This window comes from Limosilactobacillus mucosae (assembly GCF_013423865.1).
In the GTDB taxonomy this organism is placed as follows: domain Bacteria; phylum Bacillota; class Bacilli; order Lactobacillales; family Lactobacillaceae; genus Limosilactobacillus; species Limosilactobacillus mucosae.
In genome coordinates this window covers 828267-846529 of the sequence record NZ_CP058954.1, presented here as the reverse complement: position 1 = coordinate 846529, position 18263 = coordinate 828267, and the positions used below count along the sequence as shown (strand labels likewise).

The 18263-nt window shown below is 49.2% G+C and carries 18 protein-coding genes and 1 riboswitch; of the genes, 1 reads left to right on the top strand and 17 read right to left on the bottom strand.

Translation table 11 applies throughout. The annotated features are described in order from the left end of the window. Window positions 1-3: 3 nt before the first annotated feature. Both H0G69_RS04065 and H0G69_RS04060 read right to left on the bottom strand, forming a co-directional pair. On the bottom strand, window positions 4-1917 hold the full coding sequence (locus tag H0G69_RS04065) for an ABC-F family ATP-binding cassette domain-containing protein (protein WP_180305244.1): 1914 nt from the start codon (window positions 1915-1917) through the stop codon (window positions 4-6). Continuing rightward, on the bottom strand, window positions 1898-3130 hold the full coding sequence (locus H0G69_RS04060) for a CCA tRNA nucleotidyltransferase (protein WP_180305243.1): 1233 nt from the start codon (window positions 3128-3130) through the stop codon (window positions 1898-1900). The genes H0G69_RS04065 and H0G69_RS04060 overlap by 20 nt, the downstream gene beginning before the upstream one ends. 292 nt (window positions 3131-3422) lie before the next feature. Between H0G69_RS04060 and H0G69_RS04055 the strand changes: the two genes are divergently transcribed. Further along, window positions 3423-4250 carry a site-specific integrase gene (locus H0G69_RS04055; RefSeq protein ID WP_180305242.1) on the top strand — a complete coding sequence of 276 codons (828 nt, stop codon included), beginning with the start codon at window positions 3423-3425 and terminating at the stop codon, window positions 4248-4250. A gap of 32 nt (window positions 4251-4282) precedes the next feature. Here H0G69_RS04055 and H0G69_RS04050 read toward each other — a convergent pair whose 3' ends face one another. From H0G69_RS04050 to H0G69_RS03980, 15 genes are all read right to left on the bottom strand, one after another. Further along, entirely contained in the window at window positions 4283-5542 is a 1260-nt protein-coding gene (locus H0G69_RS04050; protein ID WP_180305241.1) for a tetratricopeptide repeat protein, read from the bottom strand. A 198-nt stretch (window positions 5543-5740) separates the two neighbouring features. Further along, window positions 5741-6016: a non-specific DNA-binding protein Hbs gene (locus H0G69_RS04045; RefSeq protein ID WP_033934753.1), complete on the bottom strand. Its 276-nt coding sequence runs from the start codon at window positions 6014-6016 to the stop codon at window positions 5741-5743. A 321-nt stretch (window positions 6017-6337) separates the two neighbouring features. Next, the gene (gene der / locus H0G69_RS04040; RefSeq protein ID WP_180305240.1) at window positions 6338-7648 is read right to left on the bottom strand and encodes a ribosome biogenesis GTPase Der; all 1311 of its coding nucleotides are present in this window, start codon (window positions 7646-7648) and stop codon (window positions 6338-6340) included. A gap of 130 nt (window positions 7649-7778) precedes the next feature. After that, entirely contained in the window at window positions 7779-9008 is a 1230-nt protein-coding gene (gene rpsA, locus H0G69_RS04035; protein ID WP_033934755.1) for a 30S ribosomal protein S1, read from the bottom strand. Window positions 9009-9086: 78 nt separating this feature from the next. Continuing rightward, window positions 9087-9767, bottom strand: a complete 681-nt coding sequence (gene cmk, locus H0G69_RS04030) for a (d)CMP kinase (protein ID WP_033934756.1) — start codon at window positions 9765-9767, stop codon at window positions 9087-9089. Between the two features lie 19 nt (window positions 9768-9786). Then, window positions 9787-10383, bottom strand: a complete 597-nt coding sequence (locus H0G69_RS04025) for a LysM peptidoglycan-binding domain-containing protein (protein WP_045025415.1) — start codon at window positions 10381-10383, stop codon at window positions 9787-9789. 63 nt (window positions 10384-10446) lie between these two features. Continuing rightward, the gene (locus tag H0G69_RS04020) at window positions 10447-11895 is read right to left on the bottom strand and encodes a RecQ family ATP-dependent DNA helicase (RefSeq protein ID WP_180305239.1); all 1449 of its coding nucleotides are present in this window, start codon (window positions 11893-11895) and stop codon (window positions 10447-10449) included. Further along, a complete protein-coding gene (locus H0G69_RS04015) occupies window positions 11888-12949 on the bottom strand; it encodes a helix-turn-helix domain-containing protein (RefSeq protein WP_180305238.1) in 1062 nt (353 codons plus the stop codon). Before H0G69_RS04015 ends, H0G69_RS04020 begins: the two co-directional genes overlap by 8 nt. 139 nt (window positions 12950-13088) lie before the next feature. After that, window positions 13089-13664 (bottom strand): ECF transporter S component, encoded by a 576-nt coding sequence (locus H0G69_RS04010; protein WP_180305237.1) that lies wholly within the window; start codon window positions 13662-13664, stop codon window positions 13089-13091. Between the two features lie 107 nt (window positions 13665-13771). Further along, window positions 13772-13903: riboswitch (FMN riboswitch) on the bottom strand. 68 nt (window positions 13904-13971) lie between these two features. Continuing rightward, window positions 13972-14688: a pseudouridine synthase gene (locus tag H0G69_RS04005; protein WP_180305390.1), complete on the bottom strand. Its 717-nt coding sequence runs from the start codon at window positions 14686-14688 to the stop codon at window positions 13972-13974. Next, window positions 14660-15280 (bottom strand): SMC-Scp complex subunit ScpB, encoded by a 621-nt coding sequence (scpB, locus tag H0G69_RS04000; RefSeq protein WP_179944444.1) that lies wholly within the window; start codon window positions 15278-15280, stop codon window positions 14660-14662. Before scpB ends, H0G69_RS04005 begins: the two co-directional genes overlap by 29 nt. 2 nt (window positions 15281-15282) lie before the next feature. Beyond that, window positions 15283-16053 (bottom strand): segregation and condensation protein A, encoded by a 771-nt coding sequence (locus tag H0G69_RS03995; RefSeq protein ID WP_180305236.1) that lies wholly within the window; start codon window positions 16051-16053, stop codon window positions 15283-15285. Next, on the bottom strand, window positions 16040-16405 hold the full coding sequence (locus H0G69_RS03990; RefSeq protein ID WP_321065852.1) for a reductase: 366 nt from the start codon (window positions 16403-16405) through the stop codon (window positions 16040-16042). The genes H0G69_RS03995 and H0G69_RS03990 overlap by 14 nt, the downstream gene beginning before the upstream one ends. Beyond that, on the bottom strand, window positions 16406-17317 hold the full coding sequence (locus tag H0G69_RS03985) for a tyrosine-type recombinase/integrase (protein WP_180305235.1): 912 nt from the start codon (window positions 17315-17317) through the stop codon (window positions 16406-16408). Next, on the bottom strand, window positions 17317-18201 hold the full coding sequence (locus tag H0G69_RS03980; RefSeq protein ID WP_180305389.1) for a CvfB family protein: 885 nt from the start codon (window positions 18199-18201) through the stop codon (window positions 17317-17319). The genes H0G69_RS03985 and H0G69_RS03980 overlap by 1 nt, the downstream gene beginning before the upstream one ends. Window positions 18202-18263: the final 62 nt, after the last annotated feature.

Sequence of the window (18263 nt, the reverse complement as noted above, 5' to 3'; positions counted from 1 at the left end):
CGCCTATTCATCCACAAACTCGCTGAGGTATTCCCAGCGTGCGGTTTTTTCTGCCAAAGCTTTTTGAACCCCATTCAGTTCTTTTTGCAGTTCCGCCAGTTTGGCGTAGTTATCGCCATTAACTGCCATTTCTTCTTCAATCTGCTTTTGGCGTGTGTCCAGCTGATCGATTTCTTCGTCAATGTGATCCCATTCCAGTTTTTCGGCATAGGTCAGCTTGGTCTTTACCTTGGCAGTGTTGGCCGTTTTAGCAGGGGCGGCCGTTTTCTTGGCGGCTGCCTTGGCCGCGGATTTAGCTGCCTGAGCCGCCTGTGCATCAGCTTGGGCCTTTTTGAGATATTCAGTGTAGTAGCCGCGGTAGCGCTCAATCTTGCCTTGACCACGGAAGATCAGCAGATTATCAGCCACCTTGTCCAAAAAGTAGCGGTCATGCGAAACCGTAATGACCGTTCCAGCGAAATCGTCCAAATAGTCTTCCAATACCGTCAGCGTGCCAATGTCCAAATCGTTGGTCGGCTCATCCAAAAGCAGGACGTTTGGCTGCTGCATCAAGATCTTTAACAGATACAGTCGCCGCTTTTCACCACCAGAAAGCTTCCGAATCAGCGTTCCATGCATAAATCGCGGAAACAAGAAACGCTCCAGCAGCTGCGTAACGTTGACCCGATTGCCGTTTTTATCGACCACGTTGTCAGCTACTTCAGTCAGATAGCTGATCATACGCTTGTCTTCATCAATGCCTTCCGTCTGTTGCGTGTAATATCCCAGCTTAACGGTCTCGCCAATCTTCAAAACGCCAGAATCAAGCTTGGTGCGGCCAGCAATCACATTTAAAAGCGAAGTCTTGCCGGCACCGTTTTCGCCGGTAATGCCGATTCGATCGCCGGCCTGCACCAGCCAGTTGAAGTCGTCTAAAATTTCATGATCGTCATACTTAAGATTGGCATGCTGCATTTCAATGACGTCTTTGCCCAGTCGCTGCGAGCCCAGTTCAATCGAGATGTCCTCATCAACTTTAAGCTTGCCCAGGTTGTCCTTGAGTTCGTTAAAACGATTGATCCGGCCCTTTTGTTTGGTTGAGCGCGCCTTAGCTCCATGCCGCATCCAGGCCAGCTCTTTTTTGTAAAGGGCCTGCCGCTTGCGCTCGCCTTCCTGTGCCAGTTCAACCCGGGTCGCTTTTTGGGCTACGAAGTCCTGATAGTTGCCGTCATAATGATAAAGCTTGCCAAACGACAGCTCCCAGATATGATTGGCAACCTGATCCAAAAAGTAGCGGTCATGCGTAACGACCAGCACGGCCCCGCGATAGCTGGCCAGATAGTCCTGCAGCCACATGATCGAGTCGATGTCCAAATGATTGGTTGGCTCATCCAGCATCAGCAGATCAGGTTCTTGAATCAAAACCTGGGCCAGGCCAACCCGCTTGCGCTGACCACCGGAAAGCTCCTTGATTTTTTGGTTGGCGTCATTGATTTTCAGCTGCGTTAAAATCGTCTTGACGCGGCTGTCGGCTTCCCAGGCGTCCTCTTGATCCATAGCAGCCTGCATCTTGATAAATCGATCGCTTAATCTGGAATCTTCAGGATGCGCGCTATAATCCAGCAACGCTTTTTCATATTGCCGAATCGTTTGAAAGACTGGCTGCCCGCCAGCAAACACGGCATCCATGATCGTTTTTTCTTCATCCAGGTCCGGCTGCTGTTTCAAAAAACCAATCGAATAGTCGCTGGGTTTGATGATCTCGCCGGCCTCAGGACTAACCGCACCACTGATAACGTTTAAAAGCGAGGTCTTGCCGCTGCCGTTGGTGCCGATCAAGCCAATGCGGTCCTGTTCGTTGATAATGAACGAAACGTCTTTAAACAGTGTCTTTTCACCATACGTACTGGTTAAATTTTCAGCTCTTAATGTTTTCATTGCCATCCTCTTTTGTTAATTGTGCCGCTGCCGCTAATAACGCGTTTTGATCGTTGGGCAGCTTGCGATCCAAGACCTGCTGCTGAAGCTGATGCAGAATCCAGCCCATCTTCGGCCCCGGTTTGACGTGCGCCAGCTTAATCAATTGGCCGCCATTGACTGCCAGTTCCTTGGCGCTTTTGATCGGCAGTGCCTGGTAGCGATCACGCAGGTCAAGTTCTTCTTGCGACTGACCAAATAATGCCGCGACTCGATTGGCACTGATCAAAAGCTTTTCTCCAGTAGCAAACAGAATTGCTGGCGTCAGCTGATCATTTAAAATCGCATCGGCTGCCAAAACGATTTTCTGCACGGCGCCGATCAAATCATTGGAAGTCTTCCAAGCTTTTAAAAAGGCATTGCGCTGGGCATGATCCAGCTGCATGACCAGCATCAGCACCGCCCAGGCCTCAGCTTCTGTTTTCAGCTGCCATGGCTTTAGGTCCAGCAGCTGATCAAGAGCAGGCTTTTGATCAGCCAGCTTTGGACAATAACGGTAAAGATCGGTCTCAATCAGATCGGTCAATCCGGCCACGGGGTTCTGTCCTAACAGCAGTTTTTCAAATTCAACCCGAATCCGTTCCACGGCAATCTTTTCCAGCAGTGGCGCGTTGTCTTTGATGCCCTGTTTGGTTGGTTCGTCAATCTTAAAGTTTAGCTTGCTGGCAAAACGAACGGCCCGCATCATCCGCAGCGCGTCTTCATGAAAACGTTCAGCCGGTTCACCCACCGCCTTGATCAAGTGCCGCTTTAAGTCGCCCAGCCCATCAAACAAATCGATGACCTCGCCGTTTTCCTTCAACGCCAGGGCATTGATCGTAAAGTCGCGCCGCTTTAAGTCTTCTGCCAGTGAGCGGACAAACGTTACCGAATCTGGACGGCGAAAGTCCTGGTAGCCAGATTCAGTTCGAAAAGTGGTCGTTTCGTAGCCAACGCCATGATCTAATATCATGACCGTCCCATGCTCAATGCCAGTATCAACCGTACGATTAAAGATCTGCTTGATTTCGGCCGGATAGGCGCTGGTGGCAATGTCGATGTCATGAATCGGATCGCCCAAAATCGTATCGCGCACGCAGCCGCCGACAAAATAGGCCTCATAGCCAGCCTGTTCAATTCGCTGCAGAATCGGCCGTGCTGGTTCAAAGACGGCCGGCAGTTTTTCGATTTTCACGGATATCATTTCCTTGTTTCGTGGATTTGGTTGTCATAACCAGTCCTAACCATTTTAGCAAACTTTCCAGGACTCGAAAACGAGATCTGCAATTTAGCCAACTTTATCAATCTCTCCCTAGTAATTATTATCTAAGAACATTGATTCGACCCAGTCGACTTGAAATCAATCCCAACAGCCCGGATTGGTTTATAACGGCAGCTGCAATCGGTTATACTTGCTTTCGGTTAGGTTTCGCGTTATTGTTAAGGTAAATCATTACTACCTAAAATAAATCAGAAAGGATCTTTTTATGGATCAATATCCTTACCAGACTGCCTTTCATCGAGAGCTTAAAGCCATTGGCCGCGCGCAGATGACCATTGATGCCTATGATGCCACGCTGCGTCAATTATTTAACTATCTCGAGGATCAGCGTCCGATCTATGCTCATGATCCCAGTGCCAACAACGTAACGGAAACCGATGTCCGAGCCTACCTGAACTGGCTGCGTGACGAGCAGGACATTACCCTGGCGACTTTTAACAAGGTGCTTTCTCAGCTCAGCCGCTATTTCCGCTTTTTGTTTACTCATCAGCTGATCGACAACTATCCCACGCTGACGATTCATGGCAAGGCAACCAAGCCCAATCAGCATCTTTCCACTAAATGGCTGCTCAAGCTGGACGACATTCTCGCCGACGATCAGCTGCAGCTCTACACGCGCGCCGTTTTGTTTTTAAGCAGCCGCGGCTATACGGTTGCTGAGTTTCTGCAGCCAGGATTTGGCGACGTATGGCGCAGCCTGCAACCAAAAAACGCCGTCGAACGAGATTTTATGAAGACCTTTGCTGCCTATATCGCACCGATCCAGCAGCTGCAGAACTGCCAGGATATTTTTTTAAAGCAACGGCTGAACCGCGAGCATCCCTGGATCAGCAATGCCGGTTTGTTTAAATACCTCAAAGCCGATGAGGACTACCTGGGCTTTAAGCTGGCTCCCAAGTATCTGCATCAAAGCTATATTCTTTATGAGATTGCTCGGCATCGCGATGCCACGCCCCAAGAGCTGCAGACTCGACTCAGATTAAATCCACAGTCCCTGCTCTATTATCAGCGTCTCTTGCTGCAGCTAAAATAAAAAGGTTCCGCATGATACGGAACCTTTTTTATTTAGAACATTTCTTGATCCAGGCGCTCCTGCATTTCAGTATCAGCGGGATTAAGCCGTACGTAATGCTCCATTTCATCGATCATCAAGTCACGCTGCCCAGTTTCTTGGTAAAAGCTGATCAGACTCTTTAAAAAATCAACGTTTTCATTATAGCTTGGCATCGCTGCCTGATAGAACCGCTCGGCCAGGTCGTATTTTTCCAATGCCTGATAGGAGACTGCCAGATTCCAATCCAGCTGGGGATCGACTTCATCTGCCTTGACCAATGGGGCCAGCAGCTTGACATTGACCTGGTGCTCGCCCAGCTTGATCAGCAGATTGCTGTATTCCAAAGTAATCGTCAAATTGTCCGGATCCAGCTCATGAGCCTGCTGCAGATATTTTTGCATCAGTTTAAAATCGCCAACGTGACTGGCCATTCTTGCCGCCAATGCAAAAAGATTCTCATTGTACTGATCAACGCCCAGACCTTCTTGAACGGCTTTCAGACCGGCCTCATACTGCTGCGTCTGCTCATAGGCCCGCGCCAAGGCAGGATAAGCCGAGGCGTACTGGTCATCGTCTTTGATCAGATCAGTCAGCGTTTCAATGGCATCCTTGAATTCACCCAATTCCAGCTGCGTCAGTCCGGTTTGAAAACGAACGTCGCTGGTCTGATATGCTGGTGCAACCTGTTTGAGATAGCCCAGTGCCTGCTCATAATGACCGCTTTGTGCGTAGGCCATTCCTAAGCGCGCCGCAATATCAACCTTGGCAAACTCTACGGCACCGGTTTGAATCAGTGCAAAATAAAACGGCACTGCTTTGTCAAATTGACCCACCAGATAGTAGAACTCACCCATGGCAAACAAAACGGCCGGCTCTTCTGGGGTTGCTTGATAGGCTTGTTTGAGCTTGGCTTCCGTTACCTCAAACTGCCCCTCGGTTTGGTAAAGGTCTGCCGCCACCAGCAGTGCCTGGACATAAGCTGGCGAATCAGGCGCAATCTGCGTCAGATAGGCCAATGCCTCATCGTTATGACCATTATCGATCGCAATCTCAGCCAGCGCGGTTCGCAGCTCATCTTCATCCGGATAGCGCTCCAGCAGCTTCAGATAGGCGCGGCGGGCTTGCGGCATCAGGCCCAGCGCGTATAGCTGTTCCGCCAGATTGAACAGAATCTCATCATCATCTTTGCGCAACGCCCAGGCAAATTCTTTTTGGGCTTCTTCCATGTTGCCATCTTCAATTGCCTGCAGACATTTTTCGGAAAAGGTCACGCTATTTTCCCCCTTAATTTAATCATGCCTTTTTAGTTTAACATAAAACAGCGTCAGCACTCGTGATAAAGTCCTATCAGTCAGAGATACCAACTTTGAGTGCTTTATCAAATCCAAATAGTGGTCATTTTAAATCCATGATAAGAAAAGCGACGACCGTTAAAAACGATCGTCGCTTCATTTTTTTATCGTCGTTAATTACTTAACGGCGTCCTTCAAAGCTTTGCCCGGCTTGAATGCTGGAACCTTGCTTGCAGGGATTTCAATTTCTTGTCCAGTTTGTGGGTTGCGACCTTTACGTGCGGCGCGTTGCCGTACTTCAAAGTTACCAAAACCGATTAATTGAACCTTTTCACCCTTGGCCAGAGATGCTTGGATGGAACTGAAGACAGCGTCTACAGCAGCCGTAGCATCCTTCTTCGTCAGACCAGTTGCCGTAGCAACGTCGCTAACCAGTTGTGCTTTGTTTGCCATGTGTTTCACCTCCCACCATTGACGATGGAAATTCCCTCGTCATAGGATCAGTTAATTTTGAGTGGTCCAAAATTAACGAAACAATAACGTGCTCACGCATCATTTCAAAAACTAGATTAGCATAGTGAAACCGCGCTGACAAGCGGTTTAACGGACTTTTTAAATGAAATTTCAATTAAACGCCGATTTGCGAACGTTATCATTAAAATTTAGCTGATTTAGCCGTTTCCAATTGCCAAAAGCTGATAAAAGCCAACATCATCTAAGATTAGTCCGGTTTGGTTTTAGGAACAAAAACCGCTGTCGATCCTATGGCACAGCCTACTTTCGCTTCCGTTTGATCAGATGAATCGGCGTACCTGAAAAATCAAACGCCTGCCGAATCCGATTTTCTAAATAACGGGCATAAGAGAAGTGCATCAGGTCGGGATCGTTTACAAAAATAACGAACGTTGGCGGCTCAATTGCCACCTGAGTTGCATAATAGACGCGCAGACGGCGACCATTCGTGCTTGGCGTTGGATTAGCCGCAATCGCATCCATAATGACGTCGTTGAGCACGGATGATTGAATCCGACGACGACAGTGATCATAGACCTCTTCAATCATCTTTGGCAGCTTGATCAGCCGCTGGCGGGTTTTGGCTGAGACAAAGATAATCGGCGCGTAGCTGAGATACTGGAACTCTTGGCGAATCAGATTGGTAAAGTCAGTCATCGTGCGCTGGTCGCGATCTGGAATCGTATCCCATTTGTTGACTACGATAATGATCCCCTTACCAGCCTCATGCGCGTAGCCGGCAATATGCTTGTCCAGCTCGCGAATGCCCTCTTCGGCGTTTAAAACGACCAATACCACGTCACTGCCATCAATCGCCCGCATCGAGCGCATCAGAGCATAGCGTTCGGTATTTTCATAAAGCTTGCCTTTTTTCTTGATCCCAGCCGTGTCAACCATCGTAAACTCACGACCATCAGCCTTAAAATGAGTATCGATCGCATCACGCGTCGTCCCAGCAATATTGGATACGATTACCCGGTCTTCACCCAGCATGGCATTGACGATTGAGGACTTGCCAACGTTGGGCCGGCCAATCAAGCTGAAATGAATCGTGTCATCTTCTTCATTAGCGGCATTTTCGGGGAAGTTTTTGATGACGGCATCCAAAAGATCCCCGACCCCGACGCCATGGACACTGGAAACAGGGTATGGTTCGCCCAGACCCAGCGAGTAGAAGTCATAGACATCCGAGCGTCGTTCTGGATTGTCAACCTTATTAACCGCCAAAACGACCGGCTTATCGGAACGATACAGAATCTGCGCAACCTGCTCATCGGCATCAGTAACCCCACTGCGCACGTCAACGACCATTACGATTACGTCGGCTTCATCAATGGCTACTTCAGCCTGTTCGCGAATCTGAGTTGACAATGGCTGATCAGACATTTCAATCCCACCAGTATCAATCAAGCTAAAATGCTTGCCCAGCCATTCGCCGTGGGCATAGATACGGTCACGCGTAACGCCTGGCGTATCTTCAACAATTGAGATTCGTTCGCCGGCAACCCGGTTGAACAGCGTGGACTTGCCAACATTGGGGCGTCCAACGATGGCAACGATTGGATTTGCCATAAAGCGGCACCTTCTTTCTAATTAGATTTAATCTGTTCTTAAATAAAACTTTCCGACTTGCGCCTAAAAAGTCTTGATGAAAAAACAAAGCTGGGAAAAATCCCAGCTTTGCTCTTAACGCAATGTTAAATTACTTGCGAGCGTTCTTCAGTTCATCACCGATCAGATCGCCCAGCGTAAAGCCGTTTTCTTCTTCTGGCATGTTGGCCTTGTAGTCGTTGTTACGACGACGAGGACGACGGTTGCCGCCACGGTGGCCTTCGTTGTTGTCAGAACCAGCTGGCTTTTCTTCCAATGCCTTGATGGACAAGCCAAGACGTTGGTGTTCAGGGTCAACGTTCAGAACCTTAACCTTGACTTCTTCACCTGGCTTCAGAACATCAGCTGGCGTAGCGATGTGCTTGTGGGAGATTTGGGAAATGTGTACCAAACCTTCAACGCCAGGGAATACTTCAACAAAAGCACCAAAGCTGGTCAGGCGCTTAACAGTACCAGTCAAGACAGCACCAACTGGAGCCTTGTCTTGAATGTCATCCCATGGTCCAGGCAGCGTTTGCTTGATGGACAGAGAAATCCGTTCGCGTTCTGGGTCAACGCTCAGAACCTTAACCTTAACGTCTTGGCCAACTTCCAGTACGTCAGATGGCTTGTCAACGTGGTCGTAGGAAATTTCGGAAACGTGAACCAGACCGTCTACGCCGCCAAGGTCGATGAAGGCACCAAAGTTAGTCATCCGAGCTACCTTACCTTCGACAACGTCGCCAGGTTGCAGTTCAGAGAAGACCTTCTTAGCAGCTTCTTCGTGTTGAGCTTGAACGATTTCCTTGTGAGAAAGGATCAGGCGGTTGTCGCTTGGTTCAATTTCAACAATCTTGAATTCAAGTTCTTGACCCTTGAATTGGTTCAAGTCTTCAACGTAGTGGTCAGTAATCATTGAGGCAGGTACGAAACCACGAACGCCAGCATCTACAACCAGACCACCCTTAACAGCTTGGGTAACCTTAGCCGTGATCGTTTCACCAGCTTCGAATTTCTTTTCCAGATCGTCCCATACCTTCATGGCTTCCAAGCGCCGGTGTGAAAGCAGGTAGCTGCCGTTTTCCTTGTCGCTGCCAATCTTGGAGATGACAACCAGGTCCAGTTCGTCGCCGACCTTCACAACCGTGTTGATGTCTTCAACGGGCTTGGAAGACAGTTGGTTAGCCGGGACAACCCCTTCAACACCTGAGTCTTCAATACCAACGATCGCTTGACGATCATCAATTTGCAGTACCTTGCCCTTAACAACATCGCCAACCTTAACTTCTTTGATGCTGTCGAGCGCTTCTAACATCGCGTCTTTGTTTTCGTTTTCAGCCATTAAAAAAAATCCTCCTTGCAACAATCAACTCTAGCCACTATTTTACTAGAGTTGAACCAAGTTTACCAGTGTTTAGAATTAATTGTCCTGATTTTTTTTAATCAGTGCGCTAATTTCATCAACTACCTGATCAATCGTTAAGCTCGTCGTATCAATTAAAATCGCATCTTTAGCCTGGGTCAGTGGCGAGACCTTGCGCGTTGAATCTTTTTGATCACGCAGTTTGATGGCTGCTTCCAGCTCGTCCAGTGATTGCGTTGCCAGACCTTTTTGCAGATTTTCCTCATAGCGACGCCGGGCTCGCTCATGAGCACTGGCAACCAAAAACACCTTGACCTGAGCGTCTGGCAAAACCGTCGTGCCAATATCGCGACCATCCATCACGATCCCGCCAGCCTGAGCAATCTGCCGCTGCTGTTCAACCATTTGAGCGCGGACTTCTGGAATGGCGGCAACCGCTGAAACGTTGGCCGCGATCTTTTCTGTTCGAATATCTTTAGTGACCTCATGACCATCAACGAAAACACGCTGATCAGGCTGACCGGGCTCAAACGTGATCTTGATTCGGCGGGCCAGATCGATTACCTGCTTGGTATCGCTGACGTCAATTCCATTTTCCAATGCTGCCCACGTTACCGAACGATACATGGCACCGGTATCGCAGTAGACGTAGCCAAACCGCTTGGCAATAATTTTTGCGACCGTGCTTTTTCCTGATGAGGCTGGACCATCAATGGCCACTTGCAATCCTTTTTCCATAAGTTTTCAAATTCTCCCCTTATTTGACCCGCAGTCGCTGACCTGGATACAGCGGCGTATTGGGTGATATGTTGTTAAGGCTGGCCAGCTCCGCAACTGTCAGCCCATTATTGGTTGCCACGCGATAGATGCCCTGTCCTGAGCCAACCGTCGTATACTTTGCACCACTCTCACTGGTTGATGAGGTACTGGCAGCCGCACTTGAAGATGAGCTGCTCTGGGCACTGGTAATGCTGGTTGAATCCGCTTGACTGCTGCTTTTGGCTTTAGCCGTCTTGGTTTTGGCAGTCTCAGCAGCGCTTGACTTGGACTTGGTTTTAGACTTCGCGTGGCTGGATGCTTTTTTTGCCTTGCTCGATACAGACTGAGCAACCTTTTCCGTCTGCTGCGGATGATTGAATGACTGCTCATGATGAACCCAATAAATAATTGGGGTTGCTGCTAAAATCACGATCAAGACGATCAGTATCGTCGTGATGCGTGAATTATGCGAGCTTTGTTTGCGATGGGCCGTTCGCGACAGGTGACCGGAATCATCAAGATCTTGATTGTCTTCAAAGGTCTTGTCCCAAAGTTTGCCGGCCTCTTGGCGATGGTCTTCACGTCGTTCACTCATTAACGAACGCTCCTTTATATTTCAGTGATTGAATCGATTGTAGCGCAAAAAAGCCATGCCTGTCTAGCCAGTTTTCGATTCCTTAGCAAACAGAAACTGCAGCCGCTTTTGCCAATCCAGCTGATCGCTGACGACCGGATCCACCGCGGCCGGCAGCTTAAGATCATTCAGCTGCCAGTCGTTTTGATGACAATCACAGCAGTTGGGACAATCAGCTGGCGGTTCGCCAAAATAACGCATGATATTGGCACGACGGCACTTTTTTTCACTAACGTAGCTCAGCATGGCTGCCAGCTGCTGATTGACCAGGTGGCCTCTTTTTTTGAGCATCGCGGTTAATCGTGCATAGTCCCAGCCATGGCTAAGATAGAACTCAATCAATTCGGCTTGCGGCCCCAGCGCATTTCCCGGCAGCTTTTTTTGCTGGATTTTTTCCACGACTGCTTGGCTTGGCAGTTCAATCTGACTGAGCTGTCTTTGAATCTGCTCATCACCTGGCGAATACATCAACAGCGCGAGGGCTGGTTTTTGATTGCGACCCGCCCGTCCGATCTCTTGTACGTAGCTTTCCAGACTGCCAGGCAGATGATAGTGAATCACATAGCGAATATCGTCTTTATCAATGCCCATGCCAAAAGCACTGGTAGCACAAACGACCTGCAATTGTCCCTGCATGAACTGCTGCTGAATGCGAAAGCGATCAATTGCCGAGATTCCAGCGTGATATGCCGCAACCTCAAGTCCAGTCATTTCACCCAGCCAGTCTGCCAGCTCATTGGCCAGCTTGCGGCTGGAAAAATATATAATCCCGCTGCCACCCAGCTCATGCAGCCATTTAGCCAGCCGCTGCCGCTTTTGCTGATCATTTTCAACCTGATCGACTGCCAAAAAGATATTGGGACGGTTGACCGAACGAATCACCCGCCTGACGTTTTTTTCATCAAGCCCCATTTTTTGGAGAATATCATTTTGAACCCGCGGCGTGGCAGTGGCTGTCAATAACAGGATCGGCGGCCGCCTCAAATCATTTTTGACTTCTTTTAGCAGCAGATACTCGGGACGAAAATCAGGACCCCACTGCGAGATGCAATGTGCTTCATCAATTACCAACAGACTGATCCGACACTTTCTTAATGCATGCTTGATTGAAGGCTGAGCCAGGATTTCCGGCGAGGCGAAGATAAAGCGATAAGCCGCCAGCCGGTTTAAGACCTGCTGACGCGAGCGGCCCGTTAAAGTAGCGTTCAACATCACGACTTGGCGCTCACCATGCTGACGCAGGCGGTCGACTTGATCCTGCATTAAAGAGATCAGTGGCGAAACGATCAAGACGCTGCCCGGCATCAGATAGGCTGGCAGCTGATACAGCAGCGTCTTGCCGGCCCCCGTTGGCAGAACCGCCAAGACGTCATTTTGATTCAAGACGGCTTGAATCGTTTCCTTTTGGCCTGGCCGAAATTCATCAAAGCCAAACTGCTGCTTCAGTGTTTGATACAGCCGCTGCTCATCCATTGTGCTCACCTCCCTTAATAATCTGAAAGAGCCGGTATTCAAAGAAGCTCTGTTCATTTTGCAATTTGTCGGCTGGTGATTGCGGCTCGAGGATCGGCGGCAGAAATTCCCAGGTAGCTGGTTTGCCATGATACTGCGCGGCCAGCCGGTCAATTTGTGCTGGAGTCAGCAGGCGGTCAAGCGGCAGCGCCTCTGGCATAAAGATTGCTGCTTCCAGAATATGTTCACGAATGGTCCCCAGCTTCAAACGCCTTCTTTGACTGATCTGTTCAAGCGAAAGCCCCTGTTCAAACATTCTTAGAGTAATCGTGGCACTGTGATTGAGCGGCGTATCATGCAGATGATCGTACAGCAGACTTCTTAACAAACCTGCTGGCTGACTGGCTGCCAGATAGCCGATTCCCAGCCATACATCCCGCTCCATGATCATGACTTCATCGACTGAGATTTTTAAAGCCTGTGCTGCCTGATCAATCGTCCAGCCGGTCGTTTGATAGCCGGGCAAAGAAAACACCAGCAGCTTGGCCAGTCTTTCATCCATTTTAGCCAGCGCAGCGGCGGCCTGCTGCAGTTCTGCTGCCCAGTCGTCAACGATCCGATTTCGATTTCCATAAAACCATTGACGGACAAAATATAACTCAGCCGGGGCCAGATTCAAGGGAACGTAATGCCTTTGTCGGTAGGCATACTGACTGACCGCCTGTGTTGCCAGCAAGACGCGTGGCGCCAGCTGATCAGGCCGCGCCAGCCAAGACCAGTTTCCAAACCGCGGCTGATAATGCGTTTTTAAAAATTTTTCTTTTTCAGCAATGCCGCTGGGAGTAAGCCATGCCGTCTGATCATTCATTTTGATCAGGCCAGCCTGTCGCGTTTGAACGAGCCATTGCTCAAATTCGTTGACCGTGAGTCTTGGATTGGACCCCAGCCACTTTAAGACGCCATATTCGCGAGCCCAAAACAAAGTTGCAACGGTGCGCTTGTTTTTGACGGTATTGCGCAAAACCGCCGTTCTCCTGGGCTGATCGGTCAACATCTCAATAAAATAGCTCTTCAATTTTTCACCCCCTTGAAATACTATATGTAAATTATACGAAATTTCACCAAAATAAAAAACGACTGCAGCTGATCGATCCCCGCAAGCCAATTGCAATCAGTTCGCGGATCATCATTAACAGTCGTTTTATTGATCAATCTTACATTTGATGCTTAGCCAGCCAATTGGCAAGCCGCATTGCCAACAGCGAGGAGACCCCGCCAACCAACAGACCCTTGATAATATTGAATGGGACGACCCCGATTGCCACCAAGGAAGCAATCGGCATCGTTGGCTTCCAGCCCCAGATTTTCATATAAAGCGGCGTCAAGACCCACAAGTTCAAAAGCGACATAATCACCGTCAAGGCCAGCATTCCCGCGCCGGTTCCCAGTAAATAGCGCTGTGCCGGCTTAAGCGACGTTCTCTTGGCCGCCCATGCAAATGGCAGCAGCAGCGCCAAAGATGAAATAAAGTCGCTGCCCACGCCCAAAAGCTCGCCAATTGAAAAGCCATAGACCAAGGCATGGATCAAGCACTTAACGGCTGCAATAATGATGCCGCTGACCGGTCCATAGATCAGCGTTCCCAATAATACTGGCACGTCAGAAAAGTCCAGCTTTAGGTATGCGGCAACTGGAATAATTGGAAACTCCAGCATCATCAAAACAAATGCCAATGCGCTCAAGCAGGCAATCCCGGCCAGGCGCTGAATACGAATGCTAGAAACTGTCATGATTAAAACCTCCTAATAATTGAAGGTCATCTCCGGGGCTGATCGCCCAACAAAAAAGCCGCAGATGAAAACGGTTCATCTGCGGCAAACATTGCTTTCGTTTGAGCGAAAATCTTCTATATACCAGACTGTACTGTCGGCACCTGGAATTGCGCCAGGTTCCACCGATAACGAAGGACGTCATCGGGTTGCGGGCTTTTACCGCCGGTCGGGAATCGCACCCTGCCTTGAAGATAAACCTATGATTAAATTAATTTCATGATCGACTAAACTATAGCATAATCATTCCGCGTCTTCAATCAAAAGTTTACAGTTTTTTTAAGGCATTGATCTCATCCATTTTCAGCTCACGCCACTGACCGCCAGGCAGCCCCTTAAGATTTAGAATGCCATCGCTTTCTCGCGTAAGTTTTTCAACTGGATGACCAACTGCCTTGAACATCTTTTTGACTTGATGATAACGACCTTCATGAATCGTCAGGCGCACGATTGAGACGCGATGCTGCTTGTCAACGCTCAAAAGCTTGGGCTTGGCTTCCTTGGTCCTTTTACCGTCAATCACAACGCCATGACGCAGCTGTTCCAGATCGTGGTTGGAAATCAAGCCCTTGACCTTGGCAACGTACGTTTTCTCAATCTCGAAGCTGGGATGCATCAGCTTGTTTGCCAAGGCACCATCATTGGTTAAAAGCAAAACACCGGTCGTATCATAGTCCAAGCGGCCAACCGGATAGATGCGTGCAGTTACGCCACCTTCTTTTAAGATATCGACCACCGTCTTGCGGCCGCGCTCATCATGGGCCGACGTGATTACGCCGCGGGGCTTGTTAAGCAGATAATATTCCGGCTGCTCGCGCTCCAACGGTACCCCATCAACCGTTACCTGATCACTGGAGCTGACCTTAGTGCCCAGTTCGGTGACCAGCTTGCCGTTGACCTTGACGTGACCTTCGACGATCAGTTTTTCCGAAGCCCGCCGACTGGCTACCCCAGCTTCAGCCATTGCTTTTTGGAGTCTTTCCATCTTCATTTTCTAACGATTCCTTTCTCATTTGTCGTGACTGCAGAGCTCTTAAAAAGATATCACCATCCAGATCTTCTGGCTGTAGATTCTTATCAAGTTCTGGCAGCTCGTCTAAAGTCGTCAGCCCAAAGTAGTCCAAAAAGGCCGGCGTCGTAACATATAAAAACGGTCGTCCCGGAACTGCCAGCCGACCATGCGTCTCAACCAAGCCGCGAGCCGTCAGTTTCTGCAGCGAACCAGAGCTCTGCACGCCACGGATCTCGTCAATCTCAAGCCGCGTCAATGGCTGCTTATAGGCAACAATGGCCAGGACCTCTAACAGCGTCTGCGTCAATGGCGTCGTCAGCGGTTCCTCAAAATAATGCTGCATGACGTCTGCAAGCTGGGCCTTGGTTGCCAAACGATAAACCGAGTCGCTGTCCAAAAGCGTCAAGGCACAGTTTTCGTCTTGTTGATATTTTTCTTTGAGCTGAGCGATCATTTCCAAAATCGCGGGTTTTAGATATCCCGTTACCTTGGCCAGATCGCCCAGTGAGATTCCTTCATCGCCACTGATAAACAGCAGCCCTTCAATTTCAGCTAATGGATTCAAGCTTAATCTTCCTCACTTAGTTTTCCTGGCGTCAGAATCAATGGAGCAAAACGCGCTGCCTGATGCAAGACGATGCGACGATGCTTGGCCAGTTCCAAGACTGCCAGAAAAGTCGTTACCAGATTATCACGCGTCTTTAAGTCGGCAAACAGCTCTTCAAAAGCAACTGCCCCTTGGCTGACACGCTGCATGACAAAGCGAATTCGTTGCTCAACGGTGGTTTTTTCCGGTGCAACGGTAGCCGTCTCTGGTTCAAGCGACTGATGTTTTTTTAGAACCTGCTCAAAGGCTTCCTTAAGCTGTTCAATCGTCGTTCCTGGCGCCGTATGCGGATGGATGAATTCTGACGGGACCGCCATTGCCGTGCGCGTAAACTCTTTTTGACGAAAGGCTTCTTTATCCTTAAGCTTTTCTGCCGCCTGCTTATAGCGCTGATATTCCAGCAGCTGCTCAACCAGTTCCTCACGCGGATCTTCTTCAATCGGTTCCTCATCTTCTGACACCGGTGATTTGGGCAAAAGCATCTGACTCTTGATGGCCATCAAAGTTGCCGCCATGACGAAATATTCCCCTGCAACTTCCAGCTGATGGCGCTGCATCTGCCGCAGATACTGCATGTATTGGCCTGTGATCTCAGCAATCGGAATATCATAAACATCCATCTCCGACTGCCGAATCAAGTGCAGCAGCAGATCCAGCGGGCCTTCAAAGTCAGCCAGTTTGATATTGGGCTGATAAGGATGCTGCAGCAGCTGATTTTCATTGTTTTTCATGCATCTTCTCCCAGTTCGTAATCAAAGGCTGCGTTGCCATGGTTCCCATCAAGCGACGATTGGCATATTTCTGATGTAGGGCCGTCAAAAAAGCATAAACGTTTTTGCCAGAACGCTCACTTGGCAGGAAAGAAATCCGCCGAATCAAGACATACTCTGGCCCTAATTCAACAATCGCCGCGCCGCTAAAATCGCCATTCTCATCATTTTGCCATAGATAAATCGGATTACCAACGCCTAACGACCAGTCGACTTCTTCAGCCACGCGGTCATAGTCATGCAGTCCTGGAATAAATGACAGAATACCCAGAATGATTTTACGATAATCTTTACGATACGGTACCAGCATCATCTATTCCTCCTTGTCAGCTGATCGCGGATGATACTGACGGTATTGGGCAGCCAAATGAATATCGGCAGCTGGTGCATAGCGTTCCGTCGTATTTAGCGACTGATGACCAAGCATCACTCGTACGGCTCTTAGGTCGGCACCATTGGCCAGCATCTCATGGGCAAACGTAGCCCGCAAGACATCTGGCGTCACGTCTAAGTCAATCCCCGCCTGACTGCCAGCCGCCCGCAGTTTTTGCCAGATTGCCTGCCGCGTCAATGCTCGGCCACGATTATTCAAAAAGAAGACATCGGTATCATCACGTATCAATTCCAGCCGTGCCTCGCTTACATAACGCTTCAGCCAATTGCCGCAGGTATCACTGATTGGCACGACTCGCCTGCGTCCAGCGCGATCATGCGGCATGACCAGCTGAGCATTAAGATCAATGTCAGCCATTTTTAAACTCAGCAGCTCATTGACGCGCATTCCGGTTGCGTACAATAGCTCAAAGATTGCCCGATCACGCAGTCCAGTCCGATTTTTGACATTGGGGATGCTTAAAAGACTGGCAGCCTGAGCAGCAGATAAAACCGGCGTTGGCTTAGCCGGAGCTGCCGCAGTCGTCAGCTGTGCCAACGGATTACTGTCGACCTGACCCGTCTGACGTAAAAACTTATAAAGCTGACGCAGACTAACGATATGACGATTAATAGTTTCTTGAGCCACGCCTTGTTTTTTTAGTTGATCCAAAAAAGCCAAAATCGCGGTTTGATCAACTTCCTGCCAATCTGCATGCTCATCTCGCAGATAGCGGATGGCATCCTGAAGATCCCGCTGATAGCTGGCAATGGTGTTTTGGGCCAGTCGCCGTTCAATACGCAGCTGTTCGATATATTCAGCAGCAGCTTGCTGCAGCGGTGCTTTATTCATTATTCATCATCTGGATCCTTGATTAATATCAGCTTGCCATTGACCATGCTGACCAGCCGAGCTTTCAACAGATGGCCGACCGCACGCTTGAACTGGCCCTTGCTGATGCCAAACTCTTGACGAATTGCCTCAGGATCGCTCTTGTCGGTAAATGGCAGCGTGTGGTCTGGCGTCCGGCGCAGCATTTCCAAAAGCATCTGGGCATCTTCGCCAATTGCCTGGTAGGCACGCGGCTTTAGTGAAAGGTTAAGACTGCCATGACTAGATAGACCGATTACTCGTGCCGAGACCTGCTGACCCAGCCGCGGTTCTTGATCCCGCTCGCTTGGGTGAATAAAGCCCAGGCAATAGTCATCGGTAATAGCAAACGTCCCCGCCATCTTCAAGCGGTAGACAGTTGCCTTAACGTCCTTGTTTTTCATCCGAGGATCCGGACGGTTGGCAATGGCTTCGAAAACGCCTTCATCTGCCAGCTGGCCCCAGATTCGATTTTTTTCGTCAACCTTAAGCGCCATCATCAAGCGGTCGCCTTTTTGCGGCCATAGATGCTTGAGACTTGGCAGATCATCCAGTGACACGACGATATCTTTATTGGGCAGACCAATATCGACAAAAACGCCTAAGTCGCGGCGAACACCGACAACCGTCCCAAAATCATAATGGTCGACTTGAATCGTTGGAATATGCTGGCAGGTCATCTGCAGCTGGTGATTTTCATTTTCATAGACAAAGCCACGAACGGAACCGCCAATATGCAGGGCCTGGGGACTTTCATCCTTTGGCAGGCGATAGGTTTGACCGTTACGCGCAGGCTGTACGAAATAATCATGGTCGTTTTCGTCAATCATTACGGCATCGACGACTTTGCCAAGTACTGAATTTATCATTTTATCATCCTTAATTTTCTCAGTTGGGTATCTAGCTTATTTTACATAATATTAGAACA